Raw genomic sequence first — 16,049 nt, forward strand, 5'->3', positions numbered from 1 at the left:
CCGCTTGCGGCTGCTGTTATTTAGGGTACAGCGGCGGCAGGCTGCTGGTGTCGGCCACCGGGTCTTGGACCCGTTCGGCCATGGGGATGGCGCGGATCGCTCGCCACAGTTCGTCGCCTTGCCAGTACTGGCCAGACTCGCTGTAGAGGGCGCCGTTGAGGCCGTCGAGGGCATCGGACAGGGGCACGAAGCGCGCCGCCATCTCGGCCAGGGTTTCCGGTTGCTGGCGCGCCCAGGCGTCCAGCGCCTGGCGGGTGGCTTGTGGGTCGTTGGCCTGGCAGGCGCGTTTCAGGTCGTCGAGCAGGGTCCGCGGGCTGGGCCCGGTCTGCGCCGCCTTGAGGATGGCCGGCTGCGAACGGGCGCGCCACCACAGGCCGAACCCCAGCAGCGTGGTGCAAGTCAGCAACAGGGTGCTGAGCTGCCACAGCCACAGGTGGCCCGGGTCGCCAGCGGCGGCGGGCGGCGGGTTGCCGGCCGGGGTGTCGACCACCAGGCTCGGGTTGTTCGCCACTTGCAGGGTGCGCGCCGGCAGGCTGCTGCGCTCCAAGTGGTCTTCAAAGGTGTTCCACCAGACCACTTCCAGGGCCGGCAATTCGACGCTGCCGCTGCGGGTCGGCACCAGGGCCTGGCGCTCTTCGCGACTGCCCACCAGCCCGCGTTCGCCGTTCTGATTGCTCAACTGCGCCTGGTCGGGGTAGCTGCGCAGGCCGTTGACTTCACTGCTGGGCAGCGGCGGCAACTGGGCACTGGACAGGCCTTCGGCGCGCAGGGTCAGGGTGCGGGTCAGGGAATCGCCGACTTGCGGGTGCTCGGGCTCCGGGTTCCAGCTTTCCGCCAGGCTCAGGCTGCGGGCCGGCAGCCAGGGGGCGTCGGCCGGGTAGGCTGCGGGCCGGGCCTTGACGGTCAGGCTCATCTGCGCCGAGCTGACGTGGATCAGCTTGCCCGGCTTCGGCCCTTGGGGCGTGGCGTCCTGGCTCGGCGCGTTGAGCACCATGGTGGCGCTGAAGGTCTGGCCGGGGATGCGCAACTCGCCGCTGTGCTGCGGGTACAAGGCGTAGCGGGTTTCGATCACCCCGTGGCGTACGCCATTGATGACTTTTTCGTAGGTGCGCGGCTCGCCCAATTGCTCGACCCGGGCGTCGCTGATCTGCAGCGGCGTCAGGTTGCTGTCGTCGTACAGCGACACCGAGTGGTAGACGTGCAGGGTCAACAGCGCCTGGGCCTGCACATAGACGCTGTCCTGGTCCAGGCTGGCGTCGATGAACACCGGCTCCAGGCGGCTGTCGCTGTCCTGGGCGGTCTCGGCCAGCACTTGCAAGCTGATGGCCTGGCTTTTGGCCTCGCCCAGTTGCAGCGGGGCAATCTCCAGGCTACCGGCCTGGCGCGGCAGCAGGGTGATGATCCAGCGGGTGGAGGCGCGCTGATCGTCGCCCAGGCTGGTGAGTTGGTTGACCTGGCGTGTGCCACGGACCTCGAACAGCAGCTCCAGGGGCGCCAGGTCGGGCTTGCCGAACAGGGTGGCGTCGGTGGATTCCAGGGTCAGCTCGACGGTTTCCCCGAGGTTCACGCGGCTGCGATCAATGCTGGCGACCAGCCCGGCAGCCTGGGCCTGAAAGGACCAGAGAACAAGGGTGAGCAAAGGGGCGGTGAAGCGGGTCATCGAGTTTTTCCCTGATCCTGATGTTGTTGCTGTTCGTACCAGAATTTGCGTCGCAACAGTTCGCCCGGGTCGTCGGGGATCTTGCGCAGCCACTGTTCCAGGGCCTGTCGGCGTTCGTCGTCAAAACCTGCGGCGCTGCCACGGATCGGCGGCGTGGTGGTGCGTTCATCGTCCAGTTCGCTGCCCGGGACGTCGCTGTGGCCGTCCTGGCTGTCATCGCTCTGGTGCGGCTCACCGTTGGCGCTGGGGTCCTGGGCCTCGGGGGGCGTTTCGCCGGGGGGCGGCGGGTCCTGGGTGGCGGCACCGGCCTGGGCATCCCGGGTGGTTTCGTCGCTTTCGCCGGCGGCGTTCTGGCCGGCGTCTTCGTTGGCCGGCGGGGCCGTTTCCTGCAACAGGCTTTCCACCAGGGCCTTGTTCAACTGCGCGGCCTGCAAGTCCGGTTGCAGCTCCAGGGCCTGTTCGTAAGCGTCGATGGCGGCCTCCAGCTCGCCGCTCCTGGCCAGGGCGTTGCCCCGATTGTAGTGGGCGCGGGCATCGTTGCCTTCGGCAAAACGCTGAGCGGCGCCGGCATAGTCGCCGGCTTCATACAGGGCCACGCCTTGCCATTGCGGGTCCTGGAAGTGCCGGGCGGCTTCGCTGGGGCGCTGCTGTTCCAGCAAGCGTTGGCCTTGCTGGTCGGGGCGCAGCCACAGGTCGCCGAACTCGAAGGCCTGGCTCGGTTGCGGCAGGCAGAACAACAGCGGCAGGCAGAACAGCCAGCCCCGGCGCCCGGCGCAGGCCGCCAGCAATAGCAGGGGCAGCAGCAACCAGTAACCCTGGTCGGCCCAGCTGTCCAGGAGCAGGGTCTGGCCGTCGTTGCGCACCCCTTGCGGGCCGTTGAGCAAGCCCAGGCCACGCAGGTCGCTGTCGTCCAGGCGGGCCTGGCGATAACGCCCGCCCAAGTCACTGAAGAAGCTTTTCAGGCCCGGGCTGTCGAGGCGCGAGACCAGGATGCCGCCGTGTTCATCCTTGAGCAGGCTGCCGTCGTCCTGCACCACCGGCGCGCCGTCGCGACTGCCGATGCCGAGCATCAGCACCTGCGGTGCCTGGCCGCTCAGGGCACGGCGGATGCCTTGGCGTTCCTGCTCGCTGAGGGTCGAGCCGATCAGCAGCACCCGGCCGCGACCGAGGGCGGCCTGGTCCAGCAGCTTGAGTGCCTTGTCCAGGGCCAGGTCGGCGCGATGCCCGGCCTGGGGCATGATTGATGGCTTGAGGGCCTCCAGCAGGTTGCGGCTGGTGGCCAGGTCATCGGACAGCGGCACCAGGGTGTGGGCGCTGCCGGCATAGACGACGATGGCGGTCTGGGCGTCGCTGCGCAGTTGCAACAGGTCCAGCAGCTTGTGCCGGGCCTGCTCCAGGCGGTTGGGCGAGACGTCGGCGGCCAGCATCTCCGGGGTCAGCTCCAGTAGCACCACCAGCGGGTCGGCGGGTTTCTGGCTGAGTTGTTCCACTCGCTGCCAACTGGGGCCCAGTAGGGCCAGCACGGCAATCAGCCAGGCCAGGCCCAGGGCCACCCACGGCAGTTTGCTTTCGCGGCCATTGCCGCCGCTGAGCAGGGCGGCGTGAAAGGCCGGGGGCAAGATCACCTGCCAGCGCCCGGCGCGTTTCTGCCGGTGCCACAGCTGCCAGAGCAAGAGCGCCAATACGGGCACTAGTAGCAGCCACGCGGGGCGGAACCAATGGGGCCAGAGGCTGATCATCGACGCCTCCGCAGGCGCAGGCGCTTGAGGCGCTGGCGCCAGTCGTGGCTCGGTTGCAGGAACTTCGATTGGCTGAAGAACCGCTGCAGGGGGTTCTCCGGCCAGCGTTCACGCACCACCAGCAGCATGCTCCAGAGCAGCGCCAGGGCCAGAGGCCAGCTGTACAGCGCCTGGGCCGGGCGGGCCTGGGTCGGTTGCTGGGCCACGGGTTCCAGTTGGTCTAGGGTGTCCTTGATGGTCAGCAGCTCCTGGCCGTCCCGGGCCCGGAAGTAGCGACCGCCGCTGAGGTCGGCGATTTCCTTGAGGGTCGGTTCGTCCAGGTCCAGGCTCGGGTTGAGGCCGAGCAGGCCCAGGGTGCCGCTTTGTTCCGGGTCGGCGCCGATGCCGATGGGGTAGATTTTCACCCCTTCATCGGCGGCCAGGCGCGCGGCGGTGACCGGGTCGATTTCCCCGCCATTGTTGGCGCCGTCGGTGACCAGAATCAGCACCCGGCTTTGTGCCGGGCGTTGGCGCAGGCGCTTGAGGGCCAGGCCGATGGCGTCGCCAATGGCGGTGTTCTTGCCGGCAATGCCGATCTTCGCTTCATCCAGCCACACCCGCACGGTGCGCCGGTCGAAGGTCAGCGGCGCTTGCAGGTAGGCCTTGCTGCCAAACAGGATCAGGCCGACCCGGTCGCCTTCGCGCTGTTCGAGGAAGTCGCCGAGCAGGTGCTGCACCAGGCTCAGGCGGCTGACGTCCTCGTCCTGCCACTGCATATCGGGAAAGTCCATGGAGCCGGAAACGTCCACCGCCACCAGCAAGTCGCGGCCACTGGCGGCCACCGGCAGCGGTTGGCCCAGCCATTGCGGGCGGGCGGCGGCTAGCAGCAGCAACAGCCACAGCAGGATAAACGGCGCTTGCTGGCGCCAGGCGGGCAGGTTGGCCCGGGCCCGACGTTTGGCCAGGCCTTCCAGGTCCGCGAGAAAACTCACCTTGAGCGCCGGTTCGCCGCTGTCTGCCGCCGGCAGCAAGACCCGCAGCAGCCAGGGCAGGGGCAGCAGGGCAAAGACCCAGGGCCAGGCGAACTCAAACATGCTTGCGAATCCAGGTGTCGACCGCTTGGGTCAGGCCGGCAATGGCTTTGTCATCGAGCTTGCACTCGGGTTTGTAGGCGCCTTCCACCAGCACCATCCAGCGGGTCAGGCCCGCAGCGGGGCAGCGGTTGTCGAGAAAGGCCAGCCATTTGCGGCCATTGAGGGTGTGGCTCTGGCTGTAGGGATAGTGGTTGCGACACAGGCGCTTGAGCAGCCCGTTGAGTTGCTGCAGCCAGGCACCGGCCGGGGCGCCATCGTAGGGCTTGGGCAATAGCGCCAGTTCGGCCAGGGCCGCCAGGCGGACCGGGTCCAAAGGTTGTTCGGCACGGCGCACCTTGCGCTTACCGGGCCATAACGCCTTGAGGCGCCACAGGCCATAGCCGGCCAGGGGCAGCAGCACCAGCAGTAGCCACCAGCCCGGCGCCGGCGGCCACCAGCCGATGGCCGGCGGGGCGATCAGCGGTTGCAGTTGCTCCAGGCTGCTCATCGGCTTTTCCCCGGGCGCTGGGGGTTCAGGTATTCGCGCAGTTGTTCGACCATTTCACTCTGGGTGCTCAAGGGCATGAGCAGCACCCTGAGCTTTTGCGCCAGGCGTTCCCAACGGGCGATGCGTGCCTCGCTCATGGCCCGGTAGGCCTGGCGCAGGTCGTAATTCAGGGTGTCCAGCTCCAGCTGCGCGCCGCGTTCGGCAAAGCGCAACAGCCCTGCGGCGGGCAGGGCGTGGTCCAGCGGGTCGGAGAGCGGCATCAGCAGCAGGTCGCAATGGCGCGACAACAGGCTCAGCTGTTGCTCGGCGGCATCCGACAGGGCGCGCTCGTCGCAGATCACGATCACCAGGCTGCCCGGGCGCAACACTTCCCGGCCCCGAAGCAGGGCGGTGCCCAGGCTGTCGCGTTCCGGCTGGGCCTCGGCGTGCAGCGACTGGTTGACCCGCACCAGGCGGTTCAGCAGTTGCAGCAGGCTTTGCTTGCTGCGCCGGGGCTTGATTTCGTAGTGCTGGTCATCGCCGAACACCAGGCCGCCAACCCGGTCGTTGTGGCCCAGTGCCGCCCAGCCGATGAGGCTTGCGGCCTGGGCCGCGAGCACCGACTTGAACATCAGGCCGGAGCCGAAGAACAGCCGGCGGCTTTGCTCGACCATGATGAAAATCGGCCGTTCGCGCTCTTCGTGGAACAGCTTGGTGTGGGGCTCCTGGGTGCGCGCCGTGACCCGCCAGTCGATGGTGCGCACGTCGTCGCCGGCCTGGTAGACCCGCACCTGGTCGAAGTCCACGCCGCGCCCGCGCAGCTTGGAGTGGTGCAGGCCAATCAGCGGGCTGCGCTGGCTCGGGGTGGAGAACAGTTGCACTTCTCGTACGCGATGGCGCATCTCGATCAGCTCGCTGAGGCTGATGCGGATGCCGGGCTCGGCCACAGGGCTGGCGTTCATGGGGGTCAAGCGACGGCTACGACATCGAGGATGCGCTGAACCACACGGTCCTGGTCGATGCCTGCCGCTTCCGCTTCGAAGGACAGGATGATGCGGTGGCGCAGCACGTCGAACAGCACGGCCTGGATGTCTTCCGGGCTGACGAAGTCGCGCCCGGCCAGCCAGGCGTGGGCCCGGGCGCAGCGGTCCAGGGCAATGGAACCGCGCGGGCTGGCGCCGTAGGCGATCCACTCGGCCATTTCCGGGTCGAACTTGGCCGGGGTGCGCGTGGCCATCACCAACTGCACCAGGTATTCCTCCACGGCATCGGCCATGTACAGGCCGAGGATTTCCTTGCGCGCGGCGAAAATTGCCTGCTGGCTGACCCGGCGCTCGGGCTTGGTCTCGCCGTTCAAGGCTTCGCCCCGGGCCTGCTGGAGAATACGGCGCTCCACGGCGGCGTCGGGAAAGCCGATCTTGACGTGCATCAGGAAGCGGTCGAGCTGGGCTTCGGGCAGCGGGTAGGTGCCTTCCTGCTCGATGGGGTTCTGGGTCGCCATCACCAGGAACAGCGGCGACAGGTCATAGGTGCTGCGGCCGACGCTGACCTGACGCTCGGCCATGGCTTCCAGCAGGGCCGACTGGACCTTGGCCGGGGCGCGGTTGATTTCGTCCGCCAGCACCAGGTTGTGAAAGATCGGGCCTTGCTGGAACACGAAACTGCCGGTTTCCGGGCGATAGATCTCGGTGCCGGTGATGTCGGCGGGCAACAGGTCAGGGGTGAACTGGATGCGATGGAACTGTGCTTCGATGCCTTCGGCCAGCTCTTTGATGGCCTTGGTCTTGGCCAGGCCAGGTGCGCCCTCGACCAGCATATGGCCGTCGGCAAGCAAGGCAATGAGCAAGCGCTCGATGAGTTTTTCCTGGCCGAGAATCTGCGTTGAAAGAAAGGTTCGCAGCGCCAGCAGCGCTTCACGATGTTCCATCGATGACTGTTCCTGGAGAGGGTGAGCAGAGGCGTCGAATGAACGCCAGGGCCGGGGGCGTTACTTTAATCCATCGCGGGGGTTGGCGACTAACGGGGAAACCCTGATTTAGCCAATTAGTCGAAAAAGTCCGCGTTTTTCCACGTGCCGACATCCTGTAGGAACCGGCTCGCCGGTGATTGTGCCTTGAGGCTTGGAGCGTGCAGCGCTGTTGCAACCGCCATCGCTGGCAAGCCAGCTCCTACAGGTTGGGTTTTGGGGGTTATGCCAGTTGGCTGATGTAGGTGCCGGTGCCCTTGAGGATGTTTTGCAGGGTCAGCTCGATTTCGGCCAGGTCGGCGGTGGCGGTGTTGTGGTGGATTTCCAGGTGGTCGGCGCCGTTCAGGGCGTCGGTGTCGCCAGCGGCAATTTCGATCAGCAGCAGGGTTGGGCTCAGGGTGACTTTCACGCCGTCCAGGGTCGAGGGCTCACCATCCAGGGTGATTTCCAGTTCGTCTTCGTCCGGGTAACGGGTCATCAGGAACATCTCGCCCTGCTGGCTGTGGCAGCACAGCATGGCCATGTTGTCTTCTTCGTCGTCGCAGGGGTTGGCGATCAAATGGGCGGTGGTCATGCGCATGGCGGTGGGTCCTGAGTCTGGGCTCCGGCCGGGGGAGCAGGGCAAGCAAAGGGCAATTCTGCCAGCCCGAGGGAATTTCTGCTGGTTTGTCTGTCAGAGAACAGGTCGGGTCGGCCCGGCGCTCAAGGCGAATTTCTGGCACGAGAGTACCGGAAAGCAGGGCCAAACCGGCCGTTTTGCCTCGTGGCTGCTAGTGTTGATCTTGGCGCCGGCCATCAACTGCCAGCCAATGTCCGAATATGTCGCAGCATCGCAAGCAGCGGCCTTGTTGCACTCGTTAAGCTGCGCACGCAATAGGATAAGTCCGATGGGGGATGGACACCTGTAAAGGCATTGTCGACAGTCGTTTTTGCAGATGCCCATCCTTGAACGTGAATGTGACCCCAGTGTCTTGTCCAGCTTCACCCACCTGTCATCCTGCCACCTCTGCCCGAGACCAGGAGCAGGGTGACCGACCACCCCCGCAAGGGGTTTGCACGCGACGCTTCCATCAATAACAAGCCCAAGCGGAGTACCACAGATGGCGTTCTTCACCGCAGCCAGCAAAGCCGACTTCCAGCACCAACTGCAAGCGGCACTGGCGCAGCACATCAGTGAACAGGCACTGCCACAAGTGGCGCTGTTCGCTGAACAATTCTTCGGCATCATTTCCCTGGACGAACTCACCCAGCGTCGCTTGTCCGACCTGGCGGGCTGCACCTTGTCAGCCTGGCGCCTGCTTGAGCGCTTCGATCACGCGCAACCGCAAGTGCGCGTCTACAACCCCGATTACGAACGTCATGGCTGGCAGTCGACCCACACCGCGGTCGAAGTGCTGCACCACGACCTGCCGTTCCTGGTGGACTCGGTCCGCACCGAACTCAACCGTCGCGGCTACAGCATCCACACCCTGCAAACCACCGTGCTCAGCGTGCGTCGTGGCAGCAAGGGCGAGTTGCTGGAAGTCCTGCCCAAGGGCACCCAGGGCGACGGCATCCTGCAAGAATCCCTGATGTACCTGGAGATCGACCGTTGCGCCAACCCGGCCGAGCTCAATGTCCTGAGCAAGGAACTGGAGCAGGTGCTGGGCGAAGTGCGCGTGGCCGTGGCCGATTTTGAGCCGATGAAGGCCAAGGTCCAGGAACTGATCGACGGCATCGACAACAGCCCGTTCGCCATCGCTGACGATGAAAAGAGCGAGATCAAGAGCTTCCTCGAATGGCTGGTGGGCAACCACTTCACCTTCCTCGGTTATGAAGAATTCGTGGTCGGTGCCGACCAGGACGGCGGTCATCTCGAATATGACCCAAGCTCCTTCCTCGGCCTGACCAAGCTGCTGCGCGCCGGCCTCACCGCCGAAGACCTGCGCATCGAAGACTACGCCGTGAACTACCTGCGCGAACCGACCCCGCTGTCGTTCGCCAAGGCCGCGCACCCAAGCCGTGTGCACCGTCCGGCCTACCCGGACTACGTGTCGATCCGCCAGATCGACGCCGACGGCAAAGTGGTCAAGGAATGCCGCTTCATGGGCCTGTACACCTCGTCGGTGTATGGCGAAAGCGTGCGTGTCATCCCTTACATCCGCCGCAAGGTGGAAATCGTCGAGCAGCGCTCGGGCTTCCAGTCCAAGGCTCACTTGGGCAAGGAACTGGCCCAGGTTCTCGAAGTGCTGCCGCGTGATGACCTGTTCCAGACCCCGGTGGACGAGCTGTTCAGCACCGTGATGTCGATCGTGCAGATCCAGGAACGCAACAAGATCCGCGTCTTCCTGCGCAAAGACCCGTACGGCCGCTTCTGCTACTGCCTGGCCTACGTGCCGCGTGACATCTATTCCACCGAAGTGCGGCAGAAGATCCAGCAAGTGCTGATGGATCGCCTGCAAGCCACGGATTGCGAGTTCTGGACCTTCTTCTCCGAGTCGGTACTGGCTCGCGTGCAACTGATCCTGCGGGTCGACCCGAAGAACCGCATCGACATCGACCCGCTGCTGCTGGAAAAAGAAGTGGTGCAGGCCTGCCGCAGCTGGCAGGACGACTACGCCAGCCTGGTGGTCGAAAGCTTCGGCGAAGCCCAGGGCACCAACGTGCTGGCGGACTTCCCGAAAGGCTTCCCGGCCGGCTACCGCGAGCGTTTCGCCGCGCACTCGGCGGTGGTGGACATGCAGCACCTGCTGAGCCTGTCCGAAGCCAACCCGCTGGTGATGAGCTTCTACCAGCCTCTGGGCCAGGTTTCCGGCCAGCGTGAGCTGCACTGCAAGCTGTACCACGCCGACACCCCGCTGGCGCTGTCCGACGTGCTGCCGATCCTGGAAAACCTCGGCCTGCGAGTGCTGGGTGAATTCCCCTATCGCCTGCGCCACAACAACGGCCGCGAGTTCTGGATCCACGACTTCGCCTTCACCGCCGCCGAAGGCCTGGACCTGGACATTCAGCAGCTCAACGACACGCTGCAAGACGCCTTCGTCCACATCGTGCGTGGCGATGCCGAGAACGATGCCTTCAACCGCCTGGTGCTGACCGCCGGCCTGCCATGGCGCGACGTCGCGCTGCTGCGTGCCTACGCCCGTTACCTGAAGCAGATCCGCCTGGGCTTCGACCTGGGTTACATCGCCAGCACCCTGAACAACCACACCGACATCGCTCGCGAGTTGACCCGGTTGTTCAAGACCCGCTTCTACCTGGCGCGCAAGCTCACCAGCGACGACCTGGAAGACAAGCAGCAGCGTCTGGAACAGGCAATTCTGACGGCCCTGGACGATGTTCAGGTGCTCAACGAAGACCGCATCCTGCGTCGCTACCTGGACCTGATTAAGGCCACCCTGCGGACCAACTTCTACCAGACCGACGCCAACGGCCAGAACAAGTCCTACTTCAGCTTCAAGTTCAACCCGCACGCGATTCCAGAACTGCCGAAACCGGTGCCGAAGTTCGAAATCTTCGTCTACTCGCCACGGGTTGAAGGCGTGCACCTGCGCTTCGGCAACGTTGCGCGTGGCGGCCTGCGCTGGTCCGACCGTGAAGAAGACTTCCGTACTGAGGTCCTGGGCCTGGTAAAAGCCCAGCAAGTGAAGAACTCGGTGATTGTGCCGGTGGGCGCCAAGGGCGGCTTCCTGCCGCGTCGCCTGCCACTGGGCGGCAGCCGGGACGAGATCGCGGCCGAGGGCATCGCCTGCTACCGCATCTTCATTTCCGGCCTGTTGGACATCACCGACAACCTGAAAGACGGCGCCCTGGTGCCTCCGGCCAACGTGGTGCGCCACGACAACGATGACCCGTACCTGGTGGTGGCGGCCGACAAAGGCACCGCAACCTTCTCCGACATCGCCAACGGCATTGCCATCGACTACGGCTTCTGGCTGGGCGATGCGTTCGCTTCCGGCGGCTCGGCCGGTTACGACCACAAGAAAATGGGCATCACCGCCAAGGGCGCGTGGGTCGGCGTACAGCGCCACTTCCGCGAGCGCGGCATCAACGTCCAGCAAGACAGCATCACCGTGGTTGGTGTCGGCGACATGGCCGGCGACGTGTTCGGTAACGGCCTGTTGATGTCCGACAAGCTGCAACTGGTGGCCGCGTTCAACCACCTGCACATCTTTATCGATCCAAACCCTGAGCCGGCCAACAGCTTCGCCGAGCGTCAGCGCCTGTTCGACCTGCCGCGTTCGGCCTGGACCGACTACGACACCAGCATCATGTCCGAAGGCGGCGGCATCTTCTCGCGCAGCGCGAAGAGCATCGCCATCTCGCCACAGATGAAAGAACGCTTCGACATCTCGGCCGACAAGCTGACCCCGACCGAACTGCTGAACGCCTTGCTCAAGGCGCCGGTGGACCTGTTGTGGAACGGCGGCATCGGGACCTACGTCAAGGCCAGCACCGAAAGCCATGCCGATGTGGGCGACAAGGCCAACGACGCGCTGCGGGTCAACGGTAACGAGCTGCGCTGCAAGGTGGTGGGCGAGGGCGGCAACCTCGGCATGACCCAGCTGGGTCGTGTGGAGTTCGGCCTGAATGGCGGCGGTTCCAACACCGACTTCATCGACAACGCCGGTGGCGTGGACTGCTCCGACCACGAAGTGAACATCAAGATCCTGCTCAACGAAGTGGTGCAGGTGGGTGACATGACCGACAAGCAGCGTAACCAGCTGCTGGCGAGCATGACCGACGAAGTCGGTGGCCTGGTGTTGGGCAACAACTACAAGCAGACCCAGGCCCTGTCCCTGGCGGCGCGCCGTGCCTACGAGCGTGCTGCCGAGTACAAGCGCCTGATGAGCGACCTGGAAGGCCGTGGCAAGCTGGACCGCGCCATCGAGTACCTGCCGACCGAGGAGCAGCTCGTCGAGCGCGCCGCGACCGGCAAGGGCCTGACCCGTCCGGAGCTGTCGGTGCTGATCTCGTACAGCAAGATCGACCTCAAGGAAGCCCTGCTCAAGTCCCTGGTACCGGATGACGACTACCTGACCCGTGACATGGAAACCGCGTTCCCGCCGACCCTGGTCAGCAAGTTCGCCGAAGCCATGCGCCGTCACCGCCTGAAGCGCGAAATCGTCAGCACCCAGATCGCCAACGACCTGGTCAACCACATGGGCATCACCTTCGTGCAGCGCTTGAAGGAGTCCACGGGGATGAGCCCGGCCAACGTGGCGGGTGCGTACGTGATCGTGCGGGACATCTTCCACCTTCCGCACTGGTTCCGTCAGATCGAAGCCCTGGATCACCAGGTGTCGGCCCAGGTGCAACTGGAGCTGATGGACGAACTGATGCGTCTGGGCCGCCGCGCCACGCGCTGGTTCCTGCGCAGCCGTCGCAACGAGCAGGATGCAGCGCGCGACGTCGCGCACTTCGGTCCGCACCTGGCGGCGTTGGGCCTCAAGCTCGACGAACTGCTGGAAGGCCCGACCCGTGAAGGCTGGCAGACCCGCTACCAGGCGTACGTCGAAGCCGGCGTGCCGGAGTTGCTGGCGCGCATGGTTGCAGGCACGACGCACCTGTACACCTTGCTGCCGATCATCGAAGCGGCGGACGTGACCGGTCAGAGCGCGGCCGATGTGGCCAAGGCCTACTTCGCCGTAGGCAGCGCCCTGGACTTGCCGTGGTACCTGCAGCAGATCAGCGATCTGCCGGTGGGCAACAACTGGCAGGCCCAGGCCCGCGAAGCCTTCCGCGATGACGTGGACTGGCAGCAACGGGCGATCACCATCTCGGTTCTGAAAATGGCCGACGCGCCAGAAGACATGGAGGCCCGCGTGGCCCTGTGGCTTGAACAGAACGCGAGCATGGCTGATCGCTGGCGCGCCATGATGGTGGAAATCCGTGCCGCAGTAGGCACGGACTACGCCATGTACGCGGTGGCCAACCGTGAACTGCTGGACCTGGCCATGAGCGGCCAGACAGGGCTGTAACTGCCTGAACCCGTCGTAAAAAAAGCCCCGTATCGCAAGATACGGGGCTTTTTTATTGCGGGTTCACCAACACCCAAATTCCTATGTGATCTTGCCGACGCCATCGCCGGCAAGCCAGCTCCTACACGGGACGCCCTGCGTCCCAGGGCGTATCACTGATACTCGTCCGCCTTGGTTTCAATGAATTTCTGGAGCCAGTTGGCAATGTGTTGAATGTCGATTTCTTCACCCTGTTCAGCCCGCTTCAGCAGCAGGGTGAGCACGCCAATCTGCAAGCTGGTTTGCCGATAACGCAGCACTGGGTCGATGCCGAACTCATCGCTCACCTGCATCCAGGCCAGCCCGGGCACTTCGGTGACCAAGGCGTCGCCCAGTGCGATGCCCATGGCCTCCCAGGCCGGTTCATCGGTCGCGGCCAGGGTCTGGCTATCGACCATCTGCTGCAACAGCGGGAAGTCGGCTCCGGTGCCGGTGAGTACAGCCCCGGGAAACAGGCTGGCAATCAGTTCGCCGAGCGCTGCTCGCAAGCCGTGCATCTGGGCCAGACGGTCGGTCGGGATGGGTTCGAAGGTCGCAGCCGCAGGTTGGGAATCAGACATCAACACGCTCCATGAAAAAAACACCCTTCGCGAGAACTCCGGCCCTCGCGGGTCGCTACTATCGGGTTTTTCCCCAGCGCTTTCCAGCCCCCCCCCCGATGCCTCTAGACAGGACGCAGCAGGGCAGAGGGCAAGGCCTTGCCGATCGAATTTCAAGTGAGGGTAGGCAGCGGCCAGGTGCATTTAACCGCCATCGGTTTATGGCTGTGGGCGGGTTTTGAATGGAATGCAGATAAGAAAAATGGCAGGGGCGGCTGGATTCGAACCAACGCATGGCAGGATCAAAACCTGCTGCCTTACCGCTTGGCGACGCCCCTGTAGCTGTTGCGACGTTACTTGCGTGTGCTGCAGCCCGGGGAGGGCCTGTGCAAGAACGGGCGGAAATTTATCAATTTTTACGCCGCCTGGGAAGCCCCTGCGAATAAAAAATAGCTTTGAAAACAGCTGTTTAGTCCGGGGCAGGGTAGCGGAGGGGCAGTTCGACGACGTTTTCGCCCCTGTAGCGCTTCAAATGGCCAGGTAGCAGGGCTGGGAATCCTTCAGCGTTTCGGCGGTTTTCAGCGCCTGGCGGATAGCCCGCAGCTCGTCGCCCAGCAGCCTGCGCCGACCCAGGTCGTGGAAGTGGCCTCCCGGGTCAAGGTGCACCGACAACAGCCCGAACACCGCGTCGTCCGTCACCTCAAGGATCAACTCCATCATGCTTTCCCCGCCGCCACTGCCCGTCAGGTAGGTCAGCCCCTGCACCTCGGCACGCCTGCAGCCACGCAATCTATCCCAGCTCAGGTGCGAGCCGTGCGCAGTGCCGACGCTTTGCAACTGCCAGGCCCCCGGGTCTTCACGCTGTGCCCGAAGGGCCGGCAATAACGGCTCACAGGCCAACACCTCAAGCGGGTATTGCTGTAGCCCTTGATGGATCGGGTGCGCCGGCAACGAGGGCGCCAGTGCCGGGCCGATCACCTTGACCTGCAACAGCTGGCTCTGGCCTATTTCCGACGGCTGTTCATCCCAGCCGTTAAGGTCGGAAACCGGTGGGCACCAGATCAGTTGCAGGGGTTGGCCCGGCAACAGGCGCTCCTGGTTATCGAAGAACGCCGAGGTGGCTTGGCCCACTGCCGGTAGCAGGTCGTTCAACAGCAATGGCGTTGCGCTGTAGTCGATGCCTTGCTCGGCGGACCAGAACAGCGGGCGTAGGGTTTTTATCGTGGCAGGCATGGGGGCGTAGGGGGTGGTGATTGAGGTCGCCGATTCTTCGGTATTGCGCCGTGATTGTCACGCTGGGATGGCCGGGGCAGAGGGGCTGCCGCGCTCTAGGCAAAGGGTGGCGTTGAGTGGGTGCGCGCGAATGTGGGGCGGAGTGTGGATTTATAAAATCATATTCAGTGAAAATGCCGCCTGCTGCCGATGCCCGCGCCCTTGACCAGGACGCCGCAGCTTCACCGAGTGTGATGGGGATCCACACCATTCATTGATCAGGAGGATCAGTTTCCCATGCACCGACTTGAGCATAACGTCGACAACCAGTGGCTGCCGTACAGTCATCCGCCCATTTTTCAGGTGGCCGCGATTGGCCAGGGCCAGCGCATTGTTGCAGCTGTGCCGGGCTCCGATCCGGAGGTGGTGACCCGGCTGGTTCGCTGCCTCAGCGAGCCCTTTATCCTGCTGTACATCCTCCACACGCCTCGCGGAGGAGAGGGGGAAGCCGGTCGTTATCAGAGCCCGGAGCTGACGCGTCAGGAGTTTGAAGCCTTCATCAACGAGTTCACTCCCTTGCTCTCCAGAGACAGTCGCTTTGATCTGTGGGTCTATGCGCCCGAGGAGAACGCCACCGTGGCCTGGGATCGGCATGACTTGCTTTACGCCTATGGCCCTCTTGATGCCTACACACGCGAGCTGCGGGCCCTGGGCTTCAGCCATGGCCAGCCGGAAATGCCCGTGCCCCACGCGCACAACTATCATGCAAAACTCGATGACCTTTCCAGGCAGCTGATCAACCGGTTCGAATGGCGCCACTCGCCGTTGCGTCCGGAAGATGAGCAGTAACGGCCCGGCGGCGGGGCGATTGGCTGCTTTGGCAACCGGCAACGACGCGTGTGAGCAACAGCAGGCCAAGGGTTTTATGCCGGAGGCTCATCCGTTGAATTCCCCCAGATAATCCAGGGTGGCGGTGTTCTCGGGCTGACGCTGATTAGGGCCGGAGGTTGCGGAGCGCTTGTCACCGTAAATCGACTGGCTGCCCACCAGGATGAAGTGGCTGAACGCTTTTGTGGCTCGGGAGCGCAGCAGGGCTTTTTGTGCCTCGCTGCGGACCAGGGAGTCGAGGTAGTCGACGCAGGTGCAGAGCTCGACGAAGTCCGAGTCCATGTAAAAGCCCAGTTCCTGATTCAAGCGCCAGCTCGGGTTGCGCGCTTCCCAGGCGCTGAACTCGGCATCGCTGGCGTCCGCCGCGGGTGCCGGTTCCCACTGTTCGAAGGCAAAGCGTTCGGCCTCGGCGTCATCCGCGAAGCGGGCGGCGAACAGGTGGAAAGCGAAGTAGACGTCGTGTTCTTGCATAGCGTGATGGGCTCCTTTCCATGGCCGCAGTCGGGT

Annotated in this window: 12 protein-coding genes and 1 tRNA gene; 2 read left to right on the top strand and 11 right to left on the bottom strand. The window is 64.5% G+C overall.

What is annotated here, in order from left to right; translation table 11 throughout:
* Positions 1-16: 16 nt before the first annotated feature.
* The 7 genes from M1B35_RS16755 to M1B35_RS16785 form a co-directional block, all read right to left on the bottom strand.
* A complete protein-coding gene (locus tag M1B35_RS16755) occupies positions 17-1,660 on the bottom strand; it encodes a BatD family protein (RefSeq protein WP_123332455.1) in 1,644 nt (547 codons plus the stop codon).
* A complete protein-coding gene (locus M1B35_RS16760; RefSeq protein ID WP_268262550.1) occupies positions 1,657-3,399 on the bottom strand; it encodes a vWA domain-containing protein in 1,743 nt (580 codons plus the stop codon). The genes M1B35_RS16755 and M1B35_RS16760 overlap by 4 nt, the downstream gene beginning before the upstream one ends.
* Complete coding sequence (locus tag M1B35_RS16765) at positions 3,396-4,472, bottom strand: vWA domain-containing protein (RefSeq protein ID WP_123332459.1); 1,077 nt, start codon at positions 4,470-4,472, stop codon at positions 3,396-3,398. The genes M1B35_RS16760 and M1B35_RS16765 overlap by 4 nt, the downstream gene beginning before the upstream one ends.
* Complete coding sequence (locus M1B35_RS16770) at positions 4,465-4,959, bottom strand: DUF4381 domain-containing protein (RefSeq protein WP_268262551.1); 495 nt, start codon at positions 4,957-4,959, stop codon at positions 4,465-4,467. Before M1B35_RS16770 ends, M1B35_RS16765 begins: the two co-directional genes overlap by 8 nt.
* Complete coding sequence (locus tag M1B35_RS16775) at positions 4,956-5,900, bottom strand: DUF58 domain-containing protein (protein WP_123332463.1); 945 nt, start codon at positions 5,898-5,900, stop codon at positions 4,956-4,958. The genes M1B35_RS16770 and M1B35_RS16775 overlap by 4 nt, the downstream gene beginning before the upstream one ends.
* A gap of 5 nt (positions 5,901-5,905) precedes the next feature.
* Positions 5,906-6,865, bottom strand: coding sequence for an AAA family ATPase (locus tag M1B35_RS16780; RefSeq protein ID WP_017479925.1), 960 nt, complete (start codon positions 6,863-6,865; stop codon positions 5,906-5,908).
* A 262-nt stretch (positions 6,866-7,127) separates the two neighbouring features.
* Positions 7,128-7,484, bottom strand: a complete 357-nt coding sequence (locus tag M1B35_RS16785) for a hypothetical protein (protein ID WP_268262552.1) — start codon at positions 7,482-7,484, stop codon at positions 7,128-7,130.
* Positions 7,485-8,004: 520 nt separating this feature from the next.
* On the opposite strand from M1B35_RS16785, the gene M1B35_RS16790 reads away from it, so the two are divergent.
* Positions 8,005-12,864, top strand: a complete 4,860-nt coding sequence (locus M1B35_RS16790) for an NAD-glutamate dehydrogenase (RefSeq protein ID WP_268262553.1) — start codon at positions 8,005-8,007, stop codon at positions 12,862-12,864.
* Positions 12,865-13,016: 152 nt separating this feature from the next.
* Here the strand turns inward: M1B35_RS16790 and M1B35_RS16795 are convergent, their stop codons facing one another.
* The 3 genes from M1B35_RS16795 to M1B35_RS16805 form a co-directional block, all read right to left on the bottom strand.
* Positions 13,017-13,463 (bottom strand): DUF3806 domain-containing protein, encoded by a 447-nt coding sequence (locus tag M1B35_RS16795; RefSeq protein ID WP_268262554.1) that lies wholly within the window; start codon positions 13,461-13,463, stop codon positions 13,017-13,019.
* Positions 13,464-13,705: 242 nt separating this feature from the next.
* Positions 13,706-13,780, bottom strand: a tRNA-Gln gene (locus M1B35_RS16800).
* A 190-nt stretch (positions 13,781-13,970) separates the two neighbouring features.
* Complete coding sequence (locus M1B35_RS16805) at positions 13,971-14,675, bottom strand: hypothetical protein (protein ID WP_123332472.1); 705 nt, start codon at positions 14,673-14,675, stop codon at positions 13,971-13,973.
* A gap of 276 nt (positions 14,676-14,951) precedes the next feature.
* Between M1B35_RS16805 and M1B35_RS16810 the strand changes: the two genes are divergently transcribed.
* A complete protein-coding gene (locus tag M1B35_RS16810) occupies positions 14,952-15,503 on the top strand; it encodes a hypothetical protein (protein ID WP_268262555.1) in 552 nt (183 codons plus the stop codon).
* 87 nt (positions 15,504-15,590) lie between these two features.
* Here M1B35_RS16810 and M1B35_RS16815 read toward each other — a convergent pair whose 3' ends face one another.
* Entirely contained in the window at positions 15,591-16,013 is a 423-nt protein-coding gene (locus M1B35_RS16815; RefSeq protein WP_123332476.1) for a hypothetical protein, read from the bottom strand.
* Between the last annotated feature and the right edge of the window lie 36 nt (positions 16,014-16,049).

The sequence above is a fragment of the Pseudomonas morbosilactucae genome, from assembly GCF_023241665.1.
Taxonomy (GTDB): domain Bacteria; phylum Pseudomonadota; class Gammaproteobacteria; order Pseudomonadales; family Pseudomonadaceae; genus Aquipseudomonas; species Aquipseudomonas morbosilactucae.

Excerpts from the sequence above, each read along its gene's own strand:
- M1B35_RS16765 (WP_123332459.1), bottom strand. The coding sequence starts at position 4,472 with ATGTTTGAGTTCGCCTGGCCCTGGGTCTTTGCCCTGCTGCCCCTGCCC.
- M1B35_RS16810 (WP_268262555.1), top strand. The coding sequence starts at position 14,952 with ATGCACCGACTTGAGCATAACGTCGACAACCAGTGGCTGCCGTACAGT.
- M1B35_RS16775 (WP_123332463.1), bottom strand. The coding sequence starts at position 5,900 with ATGAACGCCAGCCCTGTGGCCGAGCCCGGCATCCGCATCAGCCTCAGC.
- M1B35_RS16790 (WP_268262553.1), top strand. The coding sequence starts at position 8,005 with ATGGCGTTCTTCACCGCAGCCAGCAAAGCCGACTTCCAGCACCAACTG.
- M1B35_RS16755 (WP_123332455.1), bottom strand. The coding sequence starts at position 1,660 with ATGACCCGCTTCACCGCCCCTTTGCTCACCCTTGTTCTCTGGTCCTTT.
- M1B35_RS16760 (WP_268262550.1), bottom strand. The coding sequence starts at position 3,399 with ATGATCAGCCTCTGGCCCCATTGGTTCCGCCCCGCGTGGCTGCTACTA.
- M1B35_RS16795 (WP_268262554.1), bottom strand. The coding sequence starts at position 13,463 with ATGTCTGATTCCCAACCTGCGGCTGCGACCTTCGAACCCATCCCGACC.
- M1B35_RS16805 (WP_123332472.1), bottom strand. The coding sequence starts at position 14,675 with ATGCCTGCCACGATAAAAACCCTACGCCCGCTGTTCTGGTCCGCCGAG.
- M1B35_RS16780 (WP_017479925.1), bottom strand. The coding sequence starts at position 6,865 with ATGGAACATCGTGAAGCGCTGCTGGCGCTGCGAACCTTTCTTTCAACG.
- M1B35_RS16770 (WP_268262551.1), bottom strand. The coding sequence starts at position 4,959 with ATGAGCAGCCTGGAGCAACTGCAACCGCTGATCGCCCCGCCGGCCATC.
- M1B35_RS16785 (WP_268262552.1), bottom strand. The coding sequence starts at position 7,484 with ATGCGCATGACCACCGCCCATTTGATCGCCAACCCCTGCGACGACGAA.
- M1B35_RS16815 (WP_123332476.1), bottom strand. The coding sequence starts at position 16,013 with ATGCAAGAACACGACGTCTACTTCGCTTTCCACCTGTTCGCCGCCCGC.